The sequence below is a fragment of the Pseudoalteromonas luteoviolacea genome, assembly GCF_021654285.1.
Taxonomy (GTDB): Bacteria; Pseudomonadota; Gammaproteobacteria; order Enterobacterales; family Alteromonadaceae; genus Pseudoalteromonas; species Pseudoalteromonas luteoviolacea_J.
Genome location: NZ_JAKFZS010000003.1, coordinates 51052 through 75228, shown reverse-complemented (window position 1 = coordinate 75228; position 24177 = coordinate 51052). Strand labels below are relative to the sequence as shown.

Annotated in this window: 25 protein-coding genes; 15 read left to right on the top strand and 10 right to left on the bottom strand. The window is 40.7% G+C overall.

Annotated features, from left to right (window positions below; genetic code table 11):
• Positions 1–84: 84 nt before the first annotated feature.
• Entirely contained in the window at positions 85–1920 is a 1836-nt protein-coding gene (locus L1077_RS03180; RefSeq protein ID WP_237135569.1) for a protein-disulfide reductase DsbD, read from the bottom strand.
• Positions 1920–2240: a divalent-cation tolerance protein CutA gene (gene cutA / locus L1077_RS03175; RefSeq protein WP_063361264.1), complete on the bottom strand. Its 321-nt coding sequence runs from the start codon at positions 2238–2240 to the stop codon at positions 1920–1922. Before cutA ends, L1077_RS03180 begins: the two co-directional genes overlap by 1 nt.
• A 243-nt stretch (positions 2241–2483) precedes the next feature.
• Between cutA and L1077_RS03170 the strand changes: the two genes are divergently transcribed.
• From L1077_RS03170 to groL, 3 genes are all read left to right on the top strand, one after another.
• Positions 2484–3017, top strand: a complete 534-nt coding sequence (locus L1077_RS03170) for an FxsA family protein (RefSeq protein WP_237135568.1) — start codon at positions 2484–2486, stop codon at positions 3015–3017.
• Positions 3018–3183: 166 nt separating this feature from the next.
• A complete protein-coding gene (locus L1077_RS03165) occupies positions 3184–3471 on the top strand; it encodes a co-chaperone GroES (RefSeq protein ID WP_023400700.1) in 288 nt (95 codons plus the stop codon).
• A 61-nt stretch (positions 3472–3532) separates the two neighbouring features.
• The gene (gene groL, locus L1077_RS03160) at positions 3533–5182 is read left to right on the top strand and encodes a chaperonin GroEL (protein ID WP_063361262.1); all 1650 of its coding nucleotides are present in this window, start codon (positions 3533–3535) and stop codon (positions 5180–5182) included.
• A gap of 249 nt (positions 5183–5431) precedes the next feature.
• Here the strand turns inward: groL and L1077_RS03155 are convergent, their stop codons facing one another.
• Both L1077_RS03155 and L1077_RS03150 read right to left on the bottom strand, forming a co-directional pair.
• Positions 5432–6067, bottom strand: a complete 636-nt coding sequence (locus L1077_RS03155) for a hypothetical protein (RefSeq protein ID WP_237135567.1) — start codon at positions 6065–6067, stop codon at positions 5432–5434.
• A gap of 161 nt (positions 6068–6228) precedes the next feature.
• Entirely contained in the window at positions 6229–6501 is a 273-nt protein-coding gene (locus tag L1077_RS03150) for a helix-turn-helix domain-containing protein (RefSeq protein WP_211036686.1), read from the bottom strand.
• 281 nt (positions 6502–6782) lie between these two features.
• On the opposite strand from L1077_RS03150, the gene L1077_RS03145 reads away from it, so the two are divergent.
• A complete protein-coding gene (locus tag L1077_RS03145) occupies positions 6783–7100 on the top strand; it encodes an HNH endonuclease (RefSeq protein ID WP_237135566.1) in 318 nt (105 codons plus the stop codon).
• Positions 7101–7263: 163 nt separating this feature from the next.
• On the top strand, positions 7264–7419 hold the full coding sequence (locus tag L1077_RS03140) for a hypothetical protein (protein ID WP_237135565.1): 156 nt from the start codon (positions 7264–7266) through the stop codon (positions 7417–7419).
• Between the two features lie 576 nt (positions 7420–7995).
• Here the strand turns inward: L1077_RS03140 and L1077_RS03135 are convergent.
• The 5 genes from L1077_RS03135 to L1077_RS03115 form a co-directional block, all read right to left on the bottom strand.
• Complete coding sequence (locus L1077_RS03135; RefSeq protein ID WP_237135564.1) at positions 7996–8706, bottom strand: hypothetical protein; 711 nt, start codon at positions 8704–8706, stop codon at positions 7996–7998.
• A gap of 614 nt (positions 8707–9320) precedes the next feature.
• Positions 9321–10466, bottom strand: coding sequence for a cysteine desulfurase family protein (locus L1077_RS03130; protein WP_237135563.1), 1146 nt, complete (start codon positions 10464–10466; stop codon positions 9321–9323).
• 68 nt (positions 10467–10534) lie between these two features.
• On the bottom strand, positions 10535–11302 hold the full coding sequence (locus L1077_RS03125; RefSeq protein ID WP_237135562.1) for a sulfite exporter TauE/SafE family protein: 768 nt from the start codon (positions 11300–11302) through the stop codon (positions 10535–10537).
• Entirely contained in the window at positions 11299–12348 is a 1050-nt protein-coding gene (gene selD / locus L1077_RS03120) for a selenide, water dikinase SelD (RefSeq protein ID WP_275424196.1), read from the bottom strand. Before selD ends, L1077_RS03125 begins: the two co-directional genes overlap by 4 nt.
• 446 nt (positions 12349–12794) lie before the next feature.
• Complete coding sequence (locus L1077_RS03115) at positions 12795–14951, bottom strand: winged helix-turn-helix domain-containing protein (protein WP_237135561.1); 2157 nt, start codon at positions 14949–14951, stop codon at positions 12795–12797.
• A gap of 249 nt (positions 14952–15200) precedes the next feature.
• Here L1077_RS03115 and L1077_RS03110 point away from each other — a divergent pair, with 249 nt between their 5' ends.
• From L1077_RS03110 to L1077_RS03065, 10 genes are all read left to right on the top strand, one after another.
• Complete coding sequence (locus L1077_RS03110; protein ID WP_237135560.1) at positions 15201–16031, top strand: alpha/beta hydrolase; 831 nt, start codon at positions 15201–15203, stop codon at positions 16029–16031.
• A gap of 46 nt (positions 16032–16077) precedes the next feature.
• Complete coding sequence (locus L1077_RS03105) at positions 16078–17292, top strand: serine hydrolase domain-containing protein (protein WP_237135559.1); 1215 nt, start codon at positions 16078–16080, stop codon at positions 17290–17292.
• Positions 17293–17474: 182 nt separating this feature from the next.
• The gene (locus L1077_RS03100; RefSeq protein WP_237135558.1) at positions 17475–17696 is read left to right on the top strand and encodes a hypothetical protein; all 222 of its coding nucleotides are present in this window, start codon (positions 17475–17477) and stop codon (positions 17694–17696) included.
• A 663-nt stretch (positions 17697–18359) separates the two neighbouring features.
• Positions 18360–18584 carry a hypothetical protein gene (locus tag L1077_RS03095; RefSeq protein WP_237135557.1) on the top strand — a complete coding sequence of 75 codons (225 nt, stop codon included), beginning with the start codon at positions 18360–18362 and terminating at the stop codon, positions 18582–18584.
• 55 nt (positions 18585–18639) lie between these two features.
• Positions 18640–18870 carry a hypothetical protein gene (locus L1077_RS03090; protein WP_237135556.1) on the top strand — a complete coding sequence of 77 codons (231 nt, stop codon included), beginning with the start codon at positions 18640–18642 and terminating at the stop codon, positions 18868–18870.
• A 386-nt stretch (positions 18871–19256) separates the two neighbouring features.
• Complete coding sequence (locus L1077_RS03085; RefSeq protein WP_237135555.1) at positions 19257–19418, top strand: hypothetical protein; 162 nt, start codon at positions 19257–19259, stop codon at positions 19416–19418.
• Between the two features lie 375 nt (positions 19419–19793).
• On the top strand, positions 19794–20897 hold the full coding sequence (gene coxB, locus L1077_RS03080) for a cytochrome c oxidase subunit II (RefSeq protein ID WP_237135705.1): 1104 nt from the start codon (positions 19794–19796) through the stop codon (positions 20895–20897).
• The gene (gene ctaD, locus L1077_RS03075) at positions 20897–22483 is read left to right on the top strand and encodes a cytochrome c oxidase subunit I (protein ID WP_237135554.1); all 1587 of its coding nucleotides are present in this window, start codon (positions 20897–20899) and stop codon (positions 22481–22483) included. Before coxB ends, ctaD begins: the two co-directional genes overlap by 1 nt.
• Positions 22483–23085, top strand: coding sequence for a cytochrome c oxidase assembly protein (locus L1077_RS03070; RefSeq protein WP_237135553.1), 603 nt, complete (start codon positions 22483–22485; stop codon positions 23083–23085). The genes ctaD and L1077_RS03070 overlap by 1 nt, the downstream gene beginning before the upstream one ends.
• Positions 23078–23953, top strand: a complete 876-nt coding sequence (locus tag L1077_RS03065; protein WP_237135552.1) for a cytochrome c oxidase subunit 3 — start codon at positions 23078–23080, stop codon at positions 23951–23953. The genes L1077_RS03070 and L1077_RS03065 overlap by 8 nt, the downstream gene beginning before the upstream one ends.
• On the opposite strand, the gene L1077_RS03060 is transcribed toward L1077_RS03065, so the two are convergent.
• Positions 23859–24161, bottom strand: coding sequence for a DUF2909 domain-containing protein (locus tag L1077_RS03060; protein WP_237135551.1), 303 nt, complete (start codon positions 24159–24161; stop codon positions 23859–23861). The genes L1077_RS03065 and L1077_RS03060 overlap by 95 nt on opposite strands.
• Positions 24162–24177: the final 16 nt, after the last annotated feature.

Sequence of the window (24177 nt, the reverse complement as noted above, 5' to 3'; positions counted from 1 at the left end):
GCAGCAAAATACTGGTCTAATCAGAGATAAAGCACAGCCTATTTAAGTCTGTTGCTTAAATAGGCTGCTGGAAGAGGGGAGGGTTTACTGGTAATTACGTACTTTACGTAGGTGATCTGCAAAGTCTTCTGCGTTCATAAAACCAGTTACGCGCAGTTCGGGGATTTCATTGCCTTGTTCGTCGAAGAACAGCATGCTTGGCAAGCCGAATACGGTAAAGAACTCCATAATTTCAAAAGTGGTGTCATTACTTTCAGTTAAGTCGAGCTTTAATAACTCAAAGTGTTGGAACTCAGCCTGTACTTGCGCCTCTGGGAAGGTGTACTTCTCAAACTCTTTACAGGCCACACACCAATCAGCATATAAGTCGACGACGGCAATCTTGCCTTGTTGATTGGCTTTGGCCACTTCGCTATGCAGCCCCTCCAGTCCCTCGATAAGACGGAACTTTTTCTCCTCCATCACACCGGCAGCGACACTAACCTGTGGTTGAGGTGCTGGGAAAAGCACAGACTTTGCCATAAAGAAGGCACTGACAAATAAGGTCATCGACAGCGCCCATAAGAAGGTTTTGCCTTTGCCTTGTGATTGCGCACTTTGCCAATAATGCAGATATAGGGCTGTTGCAATGGCCAATACTGAAGCCAGCATTACAATAATGTCAAAGTCTAAGATGCGCTCGAGTAAAATTAGTGGCACAAACAACATTAAGAAACCGAACAGCGTTTTCACCTGCTCCATCCAGCCGCCTGCTTTGGGGAGCAGCTTACCACCTGAGGTGCCAAGCAATAGTAGCGGCAGACCCATACCTAAGCTCAGCGCATATAAAGTCAAGCCGCCAACAAGGTAGTCACCACTTTGCGCAACATATAATAGTGCAGCAGACAGCGGCGCTGTGGTGCAAGGACTGGCGATTAAGCCAGATAGCACACCCATCATAAAGACGCCGGTATAATTGCCGCCTTTTTGCTGGTTACTGATCTCTGTTAATTTGCTCATCATGCCGCTTGGCAGTTTTAGCTCAAACCAACCAAACATGGCAAAGGCTAAAATGACAAACAAAATACTGAAGCTAATCAGTACCGCAGGGTGCTGAATATAACCTTGGATATGACCACCAAAATAAGCCACAACAAGACCTAGAGCTGCATACGTGACCGCCATACCTTGCACATACACAAATGACAGTGAAAATGCTTTTTTGGTGGACAGGTTCTGCTGACCAGCAATGAGGCTCGATAGGATCGGGAACATTGGGAATACACAAGGCGTGAATGCCAATAAAACACCCACCAAGAAAAATGCGCCTAAGTTGGTAACAAAGCTTTGCTGCGCCAATTTATCACTGAAAGACAGTTCGCCGTCATCATTGCTGCTCACTGTTTTTGGTTGTGGTGCCGGTTTAGCCGCTGTTTGTTGCGTGTTTGCTTTACTTTCGGCTTGTTTGGCGACTGTATTTGTTACACCAGTCAGCCCAGTAAGAGGGATCTCAATGATCTCTGGCGGGTAGCACAGTCCAGCTTCTGCGCAGCCTTGATAGCGAATTTTAACTACCGCATCTTGGCCAATGTTGCTCAGCTTCGAGACCACGGAAAGTTCGTCAAAGTATACTTCGGTGCGGCCAAAAAACTCATCTTCAATCATTCTGCCTGTGCTTAGCTCAGGTACTTTGATGTCTGCGCCCTTGGCAACAAACTCCAACTTGTGTTTGTAGATATAGTAACCTGGCGCAATATCCCAGCCAGTGAATAACACAGAACCTTGCTGGTCAAAATCAAACTCAAAGGCTTGATCAACGGGTAAAAATGTTTGCTGTTTTGGTTCTAATAAGCTGTCTAAGACCGAGTTATTGGCAGCAGCTTGAAAGCTGCCTATAAATAGCAGCGTTATAAAAGAAAATAGTAGCGTCGTCAGTCGCATTAATTTAGTACCTCTTCCATCCAGTTAAAATATTGCTGCGAGCCATCAGTGATTTCAATCACTTGTACTTCAGGTACGTCGTAGCTGTGCTCAGCTTGGATCGCATCAATGACGTTACTAACCAGTGCGGATGTTGTTTTGACTAGTAGTTTAACTTCTTCATCTTGGGTGACTTTTCCCTGCCACACGTAGATTGACTCTATTTTGGGCAAGATGTTCACACAAGCGGCTAATTTATTTAAAACTAAATGCGCCGCAATGTGGCGGGCATTGTCTTGACTATCACAAGTCGTCATGACCATTCTATACGGGGTACTCATCGTGTTTTTGCCGACTAAGTTAGTGGTGCCCTTATAGTAACGAATGACAACCCGGATCCCAAGGTGTGCTCGTTGAGTTGCATTTATATACTCTGAACTTTCAAACTCGGTTTTGTTCTAACAAAGACTTTTGCTACTAAACCGACGTAGTAAGTCATCACCAGAGTACAAATAGATGCTGACTGTAAGCTTGAAATTAGACCTGACAAGCCATACATCTATTTCAGTTTATTTGGAGAATCTATGTTTAAAGTTCTTTTTTTGTTATTTATTGTCGTACCCATTGTTGAAATTGCGCTACTTATTCAAGTCAGTGATGTGATTGGTGGGTTTGCGACCATCGCATTGGTGATTGTCACCGCAATTTTGGGTGCGAAGTTGGTCAAGCAGCAGGGACTGGGTGCGTACTCTAACGTGCAACAACAAATGGCGTCAGGTAAGTTACCTGGGCAAGATTTATTTACAGGGCTGTGCGTGATAATCGCTGGTGTATTTTTAATGACGCCGGGGATCATGACAGACGCCATAGGTTTTATGCTATTAACGCCAGTTATTCGCGAAAAAATAGCCAAAACACTAATTGAACAAGCCAGTGTGAAAATGCAAAGCTCTGCGCAGAGCAGTATGTTCGGGCAAGGCTTTGGTCAGTCCCAAGCGCATCAAGATGCACAGTCTCCTTTCGAAGAGCAGAAGTTTGACCCGTTTGAGCGCAAAGTACCAAAGTCAGAATCGCAATCGTCTACCACCATTGAAGGTGAATATCAGAGAAAAGATTAAAATTTTTTAGTTTTTTCTCTTGGGTTTTAAATATCCACCCCCATCTAGAATTGCAAGTTACAAATTAATCCAGAAAGTCGTGCTAGCGCCGTTAGTCGGGCCGCGACTCACTCTGAGTAAACAGTCTATTCTGGCCTTGTTCAGAAAAGTTAGGAGAACTAAATCAATGAACATTCGTCCTTTACATGATCGCGTTATTGTTAAGCGTCTAGAAGAAGAAACTAAATCTGCTGGCGGTATCGTATTGACTGGCTCAGCAGCTGAAAAATCAACTCGCGGTGAAGTTGTTGCTGTAGGTAATGGCCGCGTTTTGGACAGTGGTGAAGTAAGAGCTCTAGAAGTAAAAGCAGGTGACACAGTACTATTCGGCTCATATGTTGAAAAGACTGAAAAGATCGAAGGTCAAGAGTACCTGATCATGCGTGAAGACAATATCCTAGGTATTGTTGGCTAAGCAGTAGCTTGTAAGAAAAACACAGTAGCTTTTAACGAAAAGAATTTAGAGGAATAAAAACATGGCAGCAAAAGAAGTTCGTTTTGCAGGTGACGCTCGCACTAAAATGCTTCAGGGCGTTAACGTATTAGCTGACGCAGTAAAGGTAACACTGGGTCCTAAAGGTCGTAACGTCGTACTTGATAAGTCATTCGGCGCACCAACTATCACTAAAGATGGTGTATCTGTAGCGAAAGAGATTGAACTTGAAGACAAGTTTGAGAACATGGGCGCACAGATGGTTAAAGAAGTTGCGTCAAAAGCAAATGATGCAGCAGGTGACGGTACAACGACTGCAACGGTTCTTGCGCAAGCAATCGTAAACGAAGGCCTTAAGTCTGTTGCTGCAGGCATGAACCCAATGGACCTTAAGCGCGGTATCGACAAAGCAGTTGTTGCTGCAGTTGAAGAGCTAAAAGCACTTTCTGCACCATGTGCTGATACAAAAGCAATTGCACAGGTAGGTACTATTTCTGCAAACTCTGATAAAGAAATTGGTGACATCATTGCTGAAGCAATGGAAAAAGTAGGCCGTGAATCAGGTGTTATCACGGTTGAAGAGGGTCAGTCTCTTGAGAATGAACTAGACGTTGTAGAAGGTATGCAGTTTGACCGCGGTTACCTATCTCCGTATTTCATCAACAACGCTGAAAAAGGCCAAGTTGAGCTAGACAACCCACACATTCTACTTGTAGACAAAAAAGTATCTAACATCCGTGAACTACTTCCTACACTAGAAGGTGTTGCTAAAACAAGCAAGCCACTACTTATCATTGCTGAAGACCTTGAAGGTGAAGCACTAGCAACGCTAGTTGTGAACAACATGCGTGGTATCGTAAAAGTAGCTGCGGTTAAAGCACCTGGTTTCGGTGACCGTCGTAAGGCAATGTTACAAGACATCGCTATCCTAACAGGCGGTACTGTGATTTCTGAAGAAATCGGTCTAGAGCTTGAAAAAGCAACTCTAGAAGATTTAGGTACAGCTAAGCGCGTTGTTATCACTAAAGATGACACAACGATTATTGATGGTGTTGGTGAGCAAGCTGCTATTGACGGCCGCGTTTCACAAATCAAAGCACAAATTGAAGAAGCAACGTCTGACTACGACAAAGAAAAACTACAAGAGCGCATGGCAAAACTTGCTGGCGGTGTTGCAGTAATCAAAGTTGGCGCAGCAACTGAAGTTGAAATGAAAGAGAAGAAAGACCGCGTTGAAGATGCACTACACGCAACTCGCGCAGCGGTTGAAGAAGGTGTGGTGCCAGGTGGTGGTGTTGCATTAGTTCGTGTTGCTAGCAAAATCGCTGGCCTTGAAGGCGACAACGAAGATCAGAACCACGGTGTTAACGTTGCACTACGTGCGATGGAAGCGCCACTTCGTCAAATCGTTTCAAACGCAGGTGACGAAGCGTCAGTTGTTGTTAACGCTGTAAAAGCAGGCGAAGGTAACTACGGTTATAACGCGGCAAACGGCCAGTATGACGACATGATCGAAATGGGTATCCTTGACCCAACTAAAGTAACGCGTTCTGCACTACAGTTCGCAGCGTCAGTAGCGGGTCTGATGATCACAACTGAAGCTATGGTTGCTGAAATTCCAAAGGATGAAGCAGCTGCTGCACCAGACATGGGCGGCATGGGCGGTATGGGCGGCATGGGCGGCATGATGTAATCATCCCCTAGCTCATAAGCTAATACGAAAAACCCAAGCAATAGCTTGGGTTTTTTTATTTTACTGATTTAGCGGCGTGGCTGGGTGACAAACCTGCTGGGCATGTCAATGTGTAAGTTCTGGTTAGTTATTTGAGGTTATTATCCGTGTTTTTATTTTTGGAGTGTTTTTATCTTTCATTCTTAGGCCGGTCTTATAAATAATTACACAGCCTAAGTAGCTTATGTTTTTAAAGGCTAGGAAGACTAATTAAATAGCTTGCTGTCTTTCGAGTCGATCAGTGTCAATTTTGGATACTATGAGCAATGATAGGACAACGCCACAAATTATAGCTCTTAATGGGTATATCAAAATTTCATAGTTATCATAAACTAAAGTCAAACCTTGAAAAACACTTGCAATATTTTTACTAATGCCCAGTTGTTCTAAGTGCCTCAGTAAGTTTTCTATGAGTGCGAGCCAAAGTACTAGGGTAATAATACGATACAATCCAGCTAGAATACCTTCTGCATGAGTCATATTGACATCATTAAATTTGTCACTATTGGTAAAAGCCAGTAGCTTTCGTGATAGATATGTTCGTAGAATTAAAGCCTTTATAGTCACATAGCAAATGAATATTTGTATACCGAATATTAAAGAGCCCCAATATATAGTAGGAATATTCCTTTGATGAAAGGTAAGCAATATGATGCAATATTCTAATAATGCTGTTATAAACACTATGCCACAAATATGAATAACATTGATGTTGTTTCTTTTTATAAACATAACAGCAGCTGTTAAGCCAAGTATTGACAACACATAAGCGTCAGCATCGGCATACTGTATTGCAGTGAATGCGATTGCTGCCACGGAAATAACTAATAAGTTGAATGCATTCACTTCATCACCCTAGATCACACTTTATAGTGGCAATTGAGTGAGAAAGGATAATGTTAACACGCTGTGGTTCCGTGGGCTTAGCGGTTCCAGTACCACCTGAAATAAACATTGATTGTTTCTGAGTTAATTTCTTAAGGCTACGTTTTTTTAGATTAGGCTTACTATTCATTCTCAGTTCCCTTTATGCGTCTCTTCGCGATTAAAATGCCCTTTGATTGTACGCTGAATTTACAATCTGTTAGTTGTTTAAAAATAGACGTAAAGTCAATTTTACATACCTTACTCCAGACGACAAAGTATTCCAATGGTATTTTACTGACTTCTTTTTCGTAGTTGAGATAAGTGTCTCTCGAAATACCAACTAAATCGGCCATTTGCTTTTGTGTTTTGCCTGCAAGAAGACGCATATTTTTTAAATCGTCTCCAGTTATCATATGTGGCCTGTCCCTCACAGTCACGATTCCTTATTCCTGTTTTTAATTAAAATTTACCTAGTTTACACTGTTGTGTTACTGTATTGTTTTTGTAAATTTATTGCAATATATAAAGGCTGGCAACATATAAATAATCAGCGAAATAATATTAATTAATATACTCTAAAACGATAAAGGTCGGGGTGAATAGTTGTATTTAATTATCTGGGATGAGTATTCCTTATTACTATTAATGTAATTGGACATTTTCCGGTATAACAATCGATGGTTTTGATAAGCGATTGATATACATCAATGACACCGTGATAAAGCGACACACTAAGATCAAAGCGGACGCTAATCCGTATGACTTAGCATTTGAAACATATTTCGAGCAGCGCCTTGAGCGAGCTTGGCGTGATTCAATGCAAGGTCAACGTAAAGTACTAACGCTGTGGCTCAGACAGCAGCATCGCTGCCCACTATGCCGCCAGACGATTACCAAAGAAACAGGATGGAATATCCATCATATTATGGAAAGGGTAAAAGGCGGCTCAGATGAGCTAAGTAACTTAGTGTTGTTGTATCCCAATTGTCATAGGCAATTACACTTAATTTAGGTCCAAGTACTTATGGGTTTTTTCATGGTACAACAGGTCGAAATTAAACCAAAACAAGTTTGCACTTATGAACAGTGAGCATTTTGAACTGTTAAATCAAGTTAAAGATCAAGACGATCCTTATGGTTTTTATTGTGATTTTGATGTCAAAAAGGCAATAATAATGTCACAGCTTATTTCTAAAGGGTATATACAAGGTCAGGAGCAAAGCCATGATGATGGAGTTATCTTTAGTAAAGTACAAATCACGATGAAGGCATTTCAACTTGTGAGAACTTTGGTAAGAAAGGCTCAGAATGGACGCTGCCTAATAGACTGACAGCTTTAAACATCTCAGTTGGGATATTGGGATTAATAGTTACAATCATAATTGTGCTTTATATCACAAAAGGTTGATCGCCGGTCTGTACTCAGGTACTGACTTATAAAGGCTTGAGCCGTATGCGGGCAAACTCGCTCGTACGGTTCTTAGGGGAGGAGTAGCCAGCAATGGCTACTCCTTACCCGACGTAAAAATCGGTCCAAATCGCTTTTTAGAAAAACCCTAGCACATTGATGTTAGGGTTTTTTTGTGTCTAAATTTTGCTAAGGCTTCATCATTGTTAGGGGTATAAAGTGGAGTATCGATTTAACGCCCATGTGTCTTTTTAACAAGAAGTTCAAATTAAGTAGCTAGTGTCAAATAGACGCGGCTTTTTACCGTGCGCTTATTCCTACATAAGTTACTTCAGCTCAACAAGATCTACATAAAACGAAGGCCACTAGTTAAAAAGCAAACAATTGCAAATGTTTAAATTTATGCTTACTTTGGTCACATTTGTGATCAAGACCTGATCTCTAGCAACCCGTCATAACGATACAAGGGCTTCTATGATGTTTAGAAGCTCTTTGCCCCTCAGTATTTACTTGCTTTACTACTCAGTTGCGAAGAAATGTTATCGTGTAACTTCATCCAGTTACTTTCATAGCCCCATGCACTTTTAAATTCACCATCGGCCTTTGAACTGTCTAGCATATCTTTAAGATCAAAAATTTGAGAAAAGTTTTCCTCGTTAACGTCATACCTTGCCCATCCACGTACTTCCATATCAATGTTCTTTAAATAGCTAGACTTAAACTCATTCGCAGCAGCAACAAATTCATCGTTGTTATTGAGCGTTTGTTCTACCAATGTTCGCTCATCTTCCGTTAAAGAACCCGTAACTTGTAGTTCGCCAGATTCCGCTATTGAAATACCCCAGTCTTTATTTGCTAGCTGTGGTTGCTGCTCATTAAGCTCAGACATAATACTTTTGTATTGTTTAGTCATTTGTTCAACTGACTGAGAAAGATCTCCGCTTGGTGTGTATAGGTGAACGGTTGCAAGTGCGATACCATCCAGCGCTTCATCTGCCGTTTTTGTTACAACTTCATCGTTAGATGACATAGAAAGGGGTCGATCATAAGTTGGTGTAGGAGCTTTGACTGAGTTTTTATAATAGACGTCAGCAAGCATGCCTAGTTTATTTGACAGTTCAGCTTTATTGCTTTGTGTTGACGCTTGCTCTTTATTCGCGAGAGAAGCGACGGGTTGTATCAAGCTATCACCTTGCGTATCGATTTTCATACTTGTTCCTTGTATGTTTCCATCTAAACTTGTTATCGACACGTTAAGTATTCTCTTTAACATATTCAACTATAGAATCAAAAAATATAAAGTCGATTGTTAACTGCTATTTGGATCAGATCTAATTTGCAACGAAAAAAGTGTAAATTAGCACTCTGGTATACACCAAATTGGTATCAATAGAAGTTCTATTGATATATAACTGGATGAAAAATAAATTTACCGTCTATTTCATTAGGGGTATAAAGTGGGGTGTCACTACTTTCTTTAATTTGAATAGTTTAAATAAAACAAATATTTAGGCTGTAATTAGGCGGCATGATGTAATCATCCCCTAGCTCATAAGCTAATACGAAAAACCCAAGCAATAGCTTGTTTTTTTGATCTTTGCTACCAGTAAGTTCATTCGTTTGACGGTGAGCCACTTGCTGATAATACTCGGCTCGCAAGAAGAAAACTTATGCGGTTATCTTGTACGATAGAATTCCCTCATCTAAACATGAGTAATGTTGTTCTACCAACCTCGCCTCTTACAGGTGCTTTGTATAGTGATAAAACACCTGTAAAAGTTGACTAGCTAGAAGTGGGATGTATCCAGTCGGTAAGTGAAAGGGTTATGCCACCAAATCATGCGTTGCAAGCTCATCAAGTAGGCTGATAAGTTGACGATAAATGGATGCTGATGCGCCTAAACCTAAACTGATTCGTATGGTTTCTTGCGCGATATGTTTATCATAACCCAAGTGTAAAGCCGTCCTTGAAGCTGCGTTCTTTTTATCAGAACAGGCAGAACCCGATGTGATTAAAATGCCTTCTTGGTCAAAGAGATTTTGAATTTTACTGCGCTTTAAGTTGCCTAATGCGCAAAATGTAATACCGGGTACCCGTTGTACACTGTCACCTAAAATATTGCTAGATGGGAACTTGGTTTTTAAATCGTGTTCAAAAGCGTGTTGAACTGATTCAATTTCTTCGTTATTTTTCATATCCTGAGATGTTGCTTTCAAAGCGATTGCCAGTGATGCAACCCCCAAATAGTTTTGGGTTCCTGCTCTTAGCGAGTTTTCTTGCCCTCCTCCTATCATCAGGGGTTTAAAGTGCCATGGATTTTCTAGCAATAAAAAGCCTGAGCCGGGCAACGCGCCAAATTTGTGTCCTGAGGCGACAGCGAAATCGATGTTGCTAGATTCAAAACTAAAGGGCAACTTGCCTATTAATTGCGTGGTGTCGCTAAAATATTTTGCATTGAAGCGATGTGCAAGAGCACCTATTTGCCGATAATCTTGAACAATACCGGTCTCATTATGCGCCGCCATAACTGCGATAAGGATATTTCTTTTGTGGCAGTTTTCCAGCTTTACTCGTAAATCTTCAATGTTGAGTAAACCATTTTTAAAGTGTGATATTTCAACGGCTTCAATCCCCTTGCCCTGATAGTATTTGATATTTTCAAGCGTCGCTGAGTGCTCTAGAGCAGAGTAAAAAATAATGGAGTTATTAATTTTTTCATGCTCAAATAAATGGAAAAATATCGAGCGAATGCCTTCGGTAGAGCCACTATTAAATACGATATTTTCAGCGTCACAGTTGAGTAATGAACACAACTCACCTCGACTTTGTTCCATCTCATTATACAGTTGACAGCCTAAGCGGTGGTTTGAATTGGGGTTGGCAAATTTATTGAGTTTGAAGTACTCATTTAACAGCTCAATCACTTCCGGTTTGACGGGGGCAGAGCCACTAATATCCGCATTAATCATAATTTTCCTTAATAATTTTTTGTTTTATAGCAGGTTTAAGAGCCTGCTTTTTTGATGAGATTGTCTTTCTAAAGTGCCATAGAAATAATTTTTAATGAGCTTAAAAAAATGAATACATTGATACACTTTTTTAGAATAGTTTCATTGAGCCTAAGGGAAGCAAGAGCCCCAATTTTGGCGCCAATAAAAATGCCTATGACTAAGTAGAGGCATAGCCACCAATCCAGAGTGTCGCTCAGCGCTCGACCAGAAAAAAGACTGATTGAAGACAACACACCAATAATGGGGGCAGAAGCTATGGCTACCTTGGGGCTGCAACGAAAGACATATATCATAATAGGTAGGTAAATAAACCCGCCACCTTGACCGACAGCACCGCATAATAAACCAAGCGAGATGCCAATGACTGGCAGGGCGGGAGTACGCTTGAGGTTAATGTCTGAGAAGTACTTTTCCAATGTGCGGTCAAGTAAGGCTATCAGCACAGAGCAAATCGCCAACAAAGAAAAAACAATGAGTACTACTTGCTCTGGGATATGAAGCGCAAAGAATGAGATCGCTAAACTTGCAAGGCCCATAGGGATACCAAAACGATAAATTAAGGTATTGTCCTGCATTTTGCTTTTAGCAAGGTGAAGCATGGCACTGCTTGAACCAAAAAAGCTTTGTGCAGTTGTTAAACCCGTAATTGTGAGTAAAGTGAATTGCACACTGCTTATTAACGGCATAAAAATAATCAATAATGGCGCAAGTAGGATCCCACCACCAATACCTAATAGCCCTGAAAGGCACCCTGTTAAGATGCCAAAAAGTCCAACAAGTAGCTCTGGATTCATTTTAGTATTATCTTCCCAGAACCTTGATTGACTTGACCAATAACATGAAAGTGATCAGGGTAGGAGTCAGATAAAGCTGCTAATTGGCTTTCATAGGTTTGTTGGTCAACGGTAATTAATAAACCGCCATTGGTTTGCGGGTCATGTAAAAGCAGCTTAAGCTCTTCGCTGATATCATTTTTATACTGTAAATATTTGGCATATCGGCTGATGTTATTAAATGTCCCGCTGGGATTTTTAGTTGCCTTGATACACAGCTCTTTCACTCCATCAATAAGCGGGATATCTGATGTATCAATAGAAACATCGAAATTCGAATTCTCAACCATTTCACTTAGGTGACCAATGAGACCAAATCCTGTTATATCGGTCATAGAATGTACACCGGAAAGTTTGCCTAGCTCATAGCCTATCTTATTTACACGGGTAATATATTCAATTGTATGCTCAGGTAACGCATCTTCATTAAGTAAATTCATTTTTAATGCATTGGAAAGTACACCAATCCCAATAGGTTTCGTGATTATGACTAAGTCACCTACTTGCGGGGTGTTATTCCTTTTTATCTGGTGCTGCTGGGCTTCTCCGATAACTGCAAATCCATATAAAGGTTGGGCATTTTTTATGGTATGGCCACCAACATTTTTTGCATTACATTGTGTGAGTACTTCTTGTGCGCCTTTGATCATATCCTCTACATAGGGCATTGGAATATCTTCGGGAGGAAATGCCAGAATCGAATTAACGATTAATGGCTTTCCACCGGTTGCATAAATGTCACTGAGTGCATTTGCTGCTGCGATTTTTCCAAATAAGTAAGGAGAGTTGACAGTGGAACTAAAAAAGTCAGTAGAAAACAAAAGGTGTTTGTCGCCAAAATTATATACTGCGCAATCATCAGATGTTTCAAATCCCAGAAGTAAGTTAGGGTCGATAGCATCATTGTTTTGGCTGGTTGTTTTCAAAATCCTTCCTAGCATATTGGGTGGAATTTTACACCCACATCCACCTGACTCTGAAAGTTCTAGCAAGTTACAGCTTGTCATAAGTATTCCTTTGTTGGTTTGTTAAAATTATTTTTCCTTTAGGTGAAAATATTAATAATTAAATATTTCATTTTTATTTCTTTTTTATTTCATCTTGGTTTTTTTAATTTTTGGTGACGGTTTTGGGGGTGTAATTTATTTGCTAAACCTGATGTTTTCCATCATTGTTTATTCTGGTGGGCTGAACTGGGAAGCATAAGCATTTTCGATGTGGCTTTATATATTCTAGTTTATTATCAATTGGTTATGTTTTTTGTTTAGGCTTCTCGTTGGCTGGACTTAAAAACTATAGCCCAGTACTGTGATGCCCGGCTATGATGTGGTAGATAAATCACTGCCATTTTTATTTCGGTTGTGAGCTTACGTAAGTTAAAAAGTACAAACTGTGTTTAGACGGCAACAAAATTGATTGAAGTGCGTCTGAGTTTGGGTTTTTATCTTTTTGATTAATTACTGATAGTTAGCTCAGCGAGCTCTTTTTTAGCATTTATACGCAATGATATTAACGCCGTTGTGCCTCGTACATCGGTAAGGTAATCGAGAGTTTTTGGCAGCTGGGTAAGTACTTCAAATTGCTCGTTAGAAAGGTTATAACGCCAAAATTGAAATTGCTCATTGACTCCATATAGAGTGCTATTTTTAAATACAAAGCGTTTATCACTGCCTTGAGTAATAAGAGCATCGATAAAAGTATCTTCTATTGTGGCTGTTTGCCAAAATCTGTCGAGCTGATCGGTATAAATAATCTGTTTATTGTCACTGTACTGTGCCCAATTAACCGGTGCCTCTCGGAGTATCGTATAGGTTAATGCTCGTAAATCGAGTTGTGCAAATTGAATCAGCCCTGCCACACGAATATTGGCCAGTGCAGTTTGTTGTTCGCTATCCCAATCGAAAAGTTGTTCAATGGGCATGGGGAAAGCAAAGTGTTGAGTGCTGCGATCTAACGCAAGTTGGTACAACGCCTTCGCTGAATTAGCCATAAGGCTTTGGCCATCTTGGGACCAAACTAATCCCTCAATATAGCTGTCCATCGCAAAGTTTGAGAGCTGTTGACTGCTTTGCCCATCACTTATCCAAACCTGATCAATGCCAGAGCGTTGTGAGCGAAAAGCCAACTTGTCACCATTTGGCTGAAATACAGCACTCCCTTCTGATGAAATCGAGCGTTCAATTATATCGAATTTTGCTTGAGGAAAAGTATTGTCTGTCTGTGCCGTAACCGTGGTTGGTTGGGCGAATGAGAAAGAGGCGATGTCTCGATCATAAAAGCCTTTAATCACTAGTATGCGGTCGCCGTCAGGGTGAAAATTTGGTGACCCCATTGGTTCGTCTAGAGGCAAGCTGACGTTTTCAATCTGCCCATCATAGGAGAGCGTGAATAACTGCCGTCCAGTGCTGAATACCAGTTTTTCATCAAGCGGTGAGAAGCTGGGATAAATAAAGCGATATCGTGCGATTTCTGTTGGGTATTGAATGGCCGTTTTAGAGCGTACTTTTCCTTGGGGTGAAACAAGTACGAGATGGTACTCATTATTGGTATTAACTGTGGTCAGAGCGATCAGGTTTTCATTTTTAGAATACGCATATGAAATAACGTTATCATCCTCTGAGCCATATATTATCTGACTTTCTTTGCTCTCTATTGCATAACGGATCAACTCCCACCTTGTATCATGTTGCTGCAATAACGCCAGGCTGCCGCCGTTCATCCAGTTAGGTGCACGCAGCCGAGAGTTTTTACACTCCATGAGGGTTGTGGGTTGTTGTGGGGATATCAGAGATTTGGCAAAGTCTAAACTCATTAGCTGGTAACATAGTTTTTGTGTAATGGGCTGTCGACAATCTTGCTCTTGTACAAAGTATAGGGTGTTGCCATCTGCAGAGAAGGTATGTGTACCGTTTGACTTGAGCTGTTGTGTGAGCTGAAATTCGGCTTGAGTTTGCGTGTTTTTGGCCCAAATATTGTTGATACAGAGGCGGTCTTCATAGCGATGAAACACCACATAGTCGCCATCAGGTGAGTAGATCCCCGCATTTTCTCTATTATCAGTTGCGGTGAGTGCCGTAAGTTTGGTGATATTTAGAGTCTGTGGCTGTGGTTTATATAGTAGTGCTAGAGCACCTATAGCAAGCAAACCTCCAACAGCAGCATATGCGAATTTGAATGTAGAGGCGCTGTTTTTATCATTCTGTGGGGTGTTTTGCTTTGCTGGTAAAGCGTGTTCGAGCTGTGCATTGTTTGATAATACCATGTTAGAGAGGGACGCTGCTTTGGATTTGTTGTTACCCCACTGAACGTTTGCTTCTAAGCTGTAGCCTTGCTTAGCATGGGTCTTGATGAACCCTTGTGCTTTACCATCGTCACCAAATGCTTTTCTAAGCTGCGCAATGCTGCGTTGCAGGGTATTAGGAGATACGATCACGTCCGGCCAAACTGCGTCAAGTAGAGTGTCTTGGCTCAACACCTCACCTTGATGTTTTGCCAGTACAGTAAGTACAGCTAGCGCCTTAGGTGCCAGCGTTTGGGTGTGATCTTGGTAGGTGATCTGATTTCGAGATACATCAATATAAAAGTCGTCCACCCAATACTGTTGCTGCATGATTTATCCTAGTCAGGTTTATCAAAGGGAAAATGCTTGAATACACAGTTAATCAAATAAACATACCGATTTGTCTTTTGAAGTTCAAACATAACTCCATGAAAAAAAGACTAATTAATTTTCTATTAGGATATCTATAAGACGTCAGCGAGACGTCAGCAATACCCCATGTAAATCATTTTCTTCTCGTTATGCTGAGGCTTAAATTCTGAATATGAGACAGCGCAGTTTGCGCAATTGAGGAAGAGAATGATGAAAAATTATTTAATATTACTGCTTGCGTTTATCCCTTTTTTTAGCATACAGGCCACTGAGTTTGAGCCATATACCATGCCAAATACACAGGTGGTGCCCATTAAAAATCATCATCAACATGGGCAATATGAGTTATTGATAAAATTGCCTGATGAGTATGATAAAGATCCCAAACGCCGTTTTCCGGTGATTTATTATACTGACGCAGTGTGGCATATAGATTTCTTAACATCTACTACGCGGTTTTTGATGGAAGACGCGATCTTAGTGGGTATTTCGTGGCAAAAAGACATAGATAAAGTAAGTAAGGCCGAATCTGGTGAATATGCTAGCCGTTTCCGTGATTACACTGCGGTTTCTTTTAAAGATAAAGTGCGTCAAAGCAAATATCAATTTGGTCAGGCAAAGCTGCACCTTGCCTTTATTAGCGATGAGGTGATCCCGATGGTTGAGAAACTGTATCGCACATTACCACAACAGCGCACCTATTTTGGTTATTCACTGGGTGGACAATTTGGGGTGTACGCTTTAGCGGCACAACCGGATACCTTTAATCACTATATATTAGGGAGCCCGGCTTTAGGTGGTAGCGTGGACTATTTAAGTGAATTGCTAGGTAAGCAGAAACAGCTTAAAGCAAATGTATTTATCTCATACGGCGATCAAGAAGCACGCCTTAAAACACATGTTGATGCTCTGCTTTCTAAATTAAAGGCACATAAGCAAAGTCATTTATCTCTAACACATGAAGTGATGGAAGGAGATCACGCACAAGCGGTGCCCATGACGGTAGCGAGAGGTATTTCATGGTTATCAAATCTATAAAAAGTTGCTTGTGTATTGAAATAATTTGAGTGTGAGGGAGAGTCCAATGACATTACTTGTTAATAAACTGACTAATAAATGGTTGATCATATTGAGTGGTATTTTTGTTTTGGTTGTGACAAATGTGTCGGCTACTGTTAGAACGTCAGAAACACCGAAGGTTGGGGCCAAAGAGCAGGTGCTGCCACGTTCAGAGTTATCTCAGCCTGAGGTACCTTATATTAGTTATGCACCAGAGAAGTTAAATGATGGTATTCAAGTTGGTAAATTTGATAGCACCAATGCTAATAAAGCCAAGCTCAATGAATTTGTGAAGGCCATAAACACGCAAAAGTTTGGTAAGTACGATAGTTTGCTGGTTGTTCAGGGAGGCAAACTGATTTTTGAGTCTTATTATTTACAGGGGCGAATTGATAAACTTCACCGTCAAGCGTCTGTTACTAAAGCAATACTGAGTTTAGCGCTAGGCCGAGCTATTGCCCTTGGCCATTTAACAATGATGGATTTGGACAAACCCATTGTATCGTTTTTCCATAACTTGAATTCGGAGCAGCTCTCACCAGGGACTAAGCGGATTACTTTACATCAAGCTTTAACGATGCAAACAGGGTTACGCATTAAACGCGAATTATATGCGGCGTTAAGCACAAAGGTCGGCGGGAAAAGCACTCATACTCAGTTGCAAGCGCTGCTGTCATCAGCATCACCAATTGAACCCTCAAAGCAAACTTTTAATTACCAAAGCGAAGATCCTGCACTTGTAATGCTTGTGCTCAATAAGGTGGTCCCCGGTGGTGCGAAAGCATTTATCGAACAGGCGCTTTTTAACAAATTAGGGGTTTTTAATTATCAATGGCATGAAGGAGATGGCGGCTTACCTATCGGGGCATATGGCGCAGCGTTGACATCAAGGGATATGGTTAAGCTAGGTTTGTTAGTTAAGTCTGGCGGACAGTGGCTGGGTGAGCAATTGATCCCCAAACAGTATTTGGCTAAATCAACCAACAAAATAGTGGCACTTAATGAAAGCGATATATTTTTCACAGGAGATAAAGTGAAGCTACCAAGTTATGGCTATTACTGGTGGCAGGCAGAAATGCTGATTGATGATAAACGTTATTTTACTCGCTCAGCACAAGGAGGGGGAGGGCAATATATTGTTTTGATTGATGAATTAGATTTAATACTAGTGACAACTGGACATGAAGAGAATGAGCAGACTATGAAAATGATTGCGACACACCTTTTAACTGTATTTTAATCAGGAAATATTTAGAAGAAATACATCGCTTTTATTAAAGTTATAAATGGTTGCTTTTTTAAAATGTTTTTCTAATTTTTTATTTAGTAAAGCTTGTGTTTTTTATAAGGTATATTTGATTGTGGTTTGTTTTTAAAGTGGGTAATTTGAGTTTGGATATTATAGAAAATAGGAAAAAGAAAATGAATATTAAACTAAAAACAACAAAGCTTAAGTCGTTAACTAAAAACCATAACTCAATCGGTAAAAATATGACCCCTCATGTCGCTGGCGGTAGTAGTCGTCCAGGTGGGGGTGGTGGTAGTTATGAGCCAACGATGCCTACTAATTGTGAAATTGATCTATGCCACACTGCGCCAGAACCTGGTATGGCATGTAATATTACAGGAACTTCACCTTATTAACAAACCTACCAGTGAGCAACCTGTTTGCTCACTGGTTATATCTTTTATAGCTCGGTACTATCTGGGCTATAATATTTTTACTTCTATTTATGCTTAATCTTAAATCTCATTATTGAATGTTTTTTAAATTAATGCTCATTAATTCCTATTCTTAATTTTATTCTATTTAATTAGCCTTTTGCTTTTTTTTGGTGATTTATAGAAAGTGTAAAGTGCTTTTTGATTTTAATACTTCATTCTTTTCATGTTGGTTTCTTTTTCAATTTTGAAATTTATTTTTGTTTATTTTTTCTATTTTTTATTCATAAGCATATGTGCTTAATGTTAATTTTTTTTCCCATTTCATTTCTTGTTTTTGAGCTGTTGATTTTTGGTTTTTTTCTGGATACGTTAATTTTGGCCCTATGAATAGGAATATATAAATCAGGAATAACAAATTGAAGTCGTTAACTCAAAGTAGTCGTTCAATAGGGTATCAGGTGACATCAAGTTAAGCTAAGTTAGTTATAGGAATTTGCCTTGTAAAGCTGCATGCAAGAACGAATTACTGGACTTCTATATGATACCTAGCCTAGATAATTTCTGTCATTACAGGTCCCTGAGCAATTCACGATGACAGTAAAGCAACCATATAATTTTTTATTGAGAAAAAGGAATAACACTATGAATATGAAGCTAAAAAAAACCAAACTAAAATCACTTACCAAAAGCAGCAATTCAATTGCTGATAGTATGACACCAAATATTGCTGGCGGTAGTAGCTATGCAAGTTATAGGTGTTTGCCTGATACAGCTGCTTGCAATAACGATTCAATGGATTGCCATACGGCACCTAGCCCTGACCAATTTTGTGTTATTACAGGAACAAGCGGTCCTGCCCCTATGTAATTCGCTGCCACAGTAGATTGCTTAGATAATTTTTATTGATACAAGGAATAATGTTATGAACATGAAGCTAAAAAAAACCAAACTAAAATCACTTACCAAAAGCAGCAACTCAATTGCTGATAATATGACGCCAAATATTGCTGGCGGTAGTAGCTATGCAAGCTACAGATGCTTACCAGACACAATGGATTGCCACAATGATTCTACGGACTGTCATACTTTTCCTGAAAATGGACAAATGTGTGTGATTACAGGTACAGATCCAACGGGAGACACGATTCGTTAATAAGCTTGTGGATATCAAACACAAAATATTGAAATTTTGACTTCAATCTTGTTGGCAGTAGCGGTGTATTTGCTGCTGCTATTTGTAGCGTTTGCACATCATATTTTTACTTAAGTTACTCTTCATTTTTTAATATTATCGTTTTCATTTCTTAGAACTGGCTCTGCTAATTACTGTTAGTGTCATTTAATTTTAATAAATCAGATGTTTTTAATAATTATAAATTCTATATAACTTAAATTTAAACGGTATTTTTTGTTATATATCTTTTTGGGTTTTTTGTTGATGTGGTTTTTCTACTTTGTTAGTTTTTGTTTTCAATTAATTGCATAATTTTAAAAGGAATAAAAATTAATATTACGCTTAAAAAATCAAAACTAAAGTCGTTGACTAAAAATAGTCAATCAATTGCACAAGATGTAACACCAAAAGTTACTGGCGGTGGTTTTTACGATTACGATACGTTTGGTTGTAATACTGCCAGACGTACTGTAGACAGATGTGTTATTACAGGCACTGATCATCAAACAGGCAGTCAAACTTGCTAATGTAATTACTTAGCCGTTTGACCGAGCAACATATGAACTATGTTGCTCTTCAAGCAAGGTCGCAGCTTTTTATTTACCCCTCTGTTTATACTAGTTATAGTCCATCTTTATATGCTTTACCTTCCACTTTGTTTCAATGTCTTTAAGCTGCTTTCAATCATAAAGTAAATGCTCAAACCTGATATGAGAATTCCGCAAACAAAACTTGCAAGCTGACTGTTTTTTTACTAATCGTTAAAGAAGTCATGCAGTTTAGGCAACAAATGCCTATTGACAGTCATCCAATAATAAAAACCCTTTGAGCCAAAAAATATAAGGGAACGGAGACGTCACATGAATCTTGCTAAATCACAGTTGTTCTATTTTTTAACACTCATGTTGGTGAGCTTTCACACCGTTGCCAGTGATTACAACATGCGCCAAGGGGTAACGGATGTAAGTAATGAAGTTTATCAACTACACATGACGATCTTTCTCATCTGTTGTGTGATTGGCGTTATTGTATTTTCAGTGATGTTTTGGGCGCTAATACATCACCGCAAGTCCAAAGGCGCTAAACCAGCTCAATTTCATGAGAGTACCAAAGTCGAGATTATCTGGACTGCAATTCCGTTTGTGATTTTGGTTGTGATGGCTATCCCTGCCACAAAGACGCTGATAGCCATGGAAGATACTAGTAAATCCGATTTAACAATTAAGGTTACAGGCTCTCAGTGGAAGTGGCATTACGAATACATGGGTCATGATGTTGACTTTTTCTCTGTGTTATCTACGCCAAAAGATCAGATTGCTAACTTGCAAGAAAAAGATGAGCACTACTTACTCGAAGTCGATAAACCTTTGGTTATTCCAACTGATCGGAAAGTACGTTTTTTGCTCACATCGGATGATGTTATCCACTCTTGGTGGGTCCCTGACTTTGCAGTGAAAAAAGACGCAAATCCAGGCTTTATCAATGAAGCATGGACCCGAGTTAATGAAACTGGAATATACCGAGGTCAATGCGCTGAGCTTTGCGGTAAAGACCATGGCTTTATGCCCGTTGTGGTAGACGCACGTTCCCCCGATGATTTCGATTTGTGGCTTGCAGATGCAAAGCAGGCTAAAGCTACAGCCGAACAGGCTGAAGCCGCATCAGTAGGCGCTACGCTGTCTAAAGGTGAGCTGATGGCAACGGGGGAAAAAGTATATATGGCTTACTGCGCAGCTTGTCATCAGCCAACAGGGCTTGGCTTACCTGGCGTCTTTCCAGCAATGAAGGGCAGTCCAGTTGTTAATGGCGAGCTCAAAACGCACATCGATATATTGGTCAATGGTCGGCCCGGCACAGCAATGCAAGCATTTGGAAAGCAATTAACTCTGACAGAAATAGCTGGCGTGATCACATATAAACGAAATAGCTGGGGGAATGATACCCAAGAGGTAGTTCAGCCTGGGCAAATACAGGCCTTCATTGATGAGACTAAGGAGAAAGAGTAATGTCGACTACCGCGCAAGAGCAAGCTGTATCTCATGATCATCATGGGGCACCTTCGGGTTTAAAACGATGGTTTTTTACTACTAACCACAAAGATATCGGGTCATTGTATTTACTGTTTTCTCTGCTGATGTTTCTTACCGGTGGTGCGATGGCAATGGTGATCCGCGCTGAGTTATTTCAGCCGGGTATGCAACTTGTCGACCCACATTTTTTCAATCAAATGACGACTGTGCATGGGTTAGTTATGGTGTTTGGTGCAGTTATGCCTGCCTTTACAGGTCTTGCGAACTGGATGATCCCCATGATGATTGGCGCGCCAGATATGGCATTACCAAGAATGAATAACTGGAGCTTTTGGATCTTACCTTTTGCATTTGCGATCTTGTTGGCATCTCTGTTCATGGAAGGAGGCGGTCCAGCATTTGGTTGGACATTTTATGCGCCTTTATCCACGACATATAGCAACGATAATACGGCACTATTTGTTTTTGCCGTTCATATTATGGGGGTCAGCTCTATTATGGGCGCAATCAATGTGATTGTAACCATAGTGAATATGAGAGCGCCTGGCATGACATGGATGAAACTCCCATTATTTGTTTGGACTTGGTTAATTACTGCTTTTTTACTTATCGCGGTGATGCCCGTTTTGGCAGGAGCAGTGACTATGGTGTTGACCGATAAATATTTTGGCACCAGCTTTTTTGATGCTGCGGGCGGTGGAGATCCCGTTATGTTTCAACATATTTTTTGGTTCTTTGGGCACCCTGAAGTGTACATTATGATACTGCCTGCATTTGGCATTATCTCCACCATAGTGCCAACATTTTCACGCAAAAAGCTGTTTGGTTATGCTTCTATGGTCTATGCCACCTCGTCGATTGCTTTACTGTCGTTTGTCGTCTGGGCGCATCATATGTTTACCACGGGCATGCCATTAGCGGGCGAATTGTTTTTTATGTATGCAACTATGCTCATTTCTGTTCCAACGGGGGTTAAAGTCTTTAATTGGGTTGCAACGATGTGGCGAGGCTCAATAAGTTTTGAGATCCCCATGATGTTTGCCATTGCTTTTATTGTCCTATTCACGTTGGGCGGGTTTTCAGGACTGATGTTGGCGATAACGCCTGCAGACTTCCAGTATCATGATACCTATTTTGTGGTAGCACATTTCCATTATGTATTAGTCACAGGGGCAGTGTTCTCTATTATGGCAGCCGCTTATTATTGGTTGCCAAAATGGACGGGAAATATGTACAACGAGACCCTAGCACAATGGCATTTTTGGCTATCACTGGTCAGCGTAAATGTATTGTTCTTTCCAATGCATTTTGTTGGCTTAGCGGGGATGCCAAGACGTATCCCTGATTATGCACTGCAGTTTGCTGACTTCAACGCGATTATTAGTGTGGGCGGCTTTGCGTTTGGATTATCCCAATTACTCTTTGTCGCTGTTGTGTTTAAGTGTGTCGCTGGCGGAAAGCCTGCCGAAGACAAAGTATGGGATGGTGCCGAAGGGCTGGAATGGCAAGTGGCATCACCGGCACCGTATCACACGTTCTCAACACCGCCAAAGGTGGACTAATGCATACGGCACTGATACGAAAATTAGTTCTGACTGTACTGGGCATGTTTGCTTTTGCATTTGCGTTAGTACCGTTATACGACGTCTTTTGTGACATAACTGGATTAAATGGGAAAGTTGACCTTGTTGTGGCTGAGCAAAGTACAAGTATCGACGACTCACGACAAGTAGAGGTGAGTTTTACAACGCATGCTAAAAGTAGCGCCCCTTTTCAAGTGAAAGCCCTAGAGTACTCTGTGAGCGTTCAGCCGGGTAAGCTATCAGAAGTCCGTTTTGTTGCACAAAACTTAAGTGATACCGCCCGAGTTATGCAAGCCATTCCCTCTGTGTCTCCGGGACAAGCTGCTAAATATTTACATAAGTTAGCTTGCTTTTGCTTTGACCAACAGCCATTAGCCGCAAATGAGTCAATGGAATTTATATTGCGGTTTTACGTTGACACTGAATTGCCCAAGGATGTGCAGGAATTAACCCTTTCTTACACTTTATATGACATTACTGAGAGTGAAACTGCATACAGTGGCGAGCAGCTACAAGGTCTGCTTGTTTCACAGTATTACTTAATACAATCAACCCCAGTAAGAGGACCTAAAAATGGATAAGAGTTACCAACCCTATTACGTACCGGAGCAAAGTCCTTGGCCAATAGTGGGGGCTGTTGCAATGTTTTTCATTGCTGTCGGAGCTGGGTTAACTGTGATGCAATTGGGTAAGGATGCCAGCTCAGGTGCTTGGGTATTGTTTGCTGGTATTGTCATTTTAATTGGCATGATCGTTGGCTGGTTCCGTCACGTTATCGATGAATCTATGAGCGGTCTGTATTCCGCACAAATGGACCGATCTTTTCGCCAAGGCATGGGGTGGTTTATATTTTCCGAAGTGATGTTCTTTGCTGCATTTTTTGGTGCCTTGTTTTACGTTCGGATGTTTGCAATACCTTGGTTAGGTGGTAGCAGCAATAATGTGATGACCAATGAAGTGTTGTGGCCTCAATTTGAAGCTTTATGGCCGCTTTTAACAACGCCTGACGGCACCGCAACGCAAGCGATGCCTTGGCAAGGGTTGCCTTTAATAAACACCATTATTCTGTTGACCTCTTCCGTTACCTTACACTTTGCCCATACAGCCATTGAACAAAATGAACGATTGAAATTAAAAGTGTGCTTGGGCGCGACCATTGTATTAGGTTTCGTTTTTTTAGGCTTGCAAGTTGAAGAGTACATACATGCATACACTGAGCTGGGTTTGAAACTCGATTCTGGTATTTATGGCAATACGTTTTTTATGCTCACTGGTTTTCATGGTATGCATGTAACGCTTGGTGCGTTGATGTTACTGGTGGTGTGGCTGCGAGTTCTAAAGGGGCACTTAGATTCTAATCAACATTTTGCGTTTCAGGCTGCTGCTTGGTATTGGCACTTTGTTGATGTTGTTTGGCTATGTTTGTTTGTGTTTGTGTATGTGATTTAGCACTCGGCTGGGGATTGAAGTTAAACAGTCCCATCTGACTAGAAAGCGTAATGCAGAGCATAACCATAAGTGAAAATATCACGCGTTTTCCAAGTATTCGAGACATGCTTTTCGATTTTTCTGCCCCTTGGAGCATCACGAATAGGGCATAAAAAAGGTGATAAAGAATAACCAAAAGAAGTGCTGTGATAATCCATTTAATAAGCATAAGGGAGTCTGCCTTT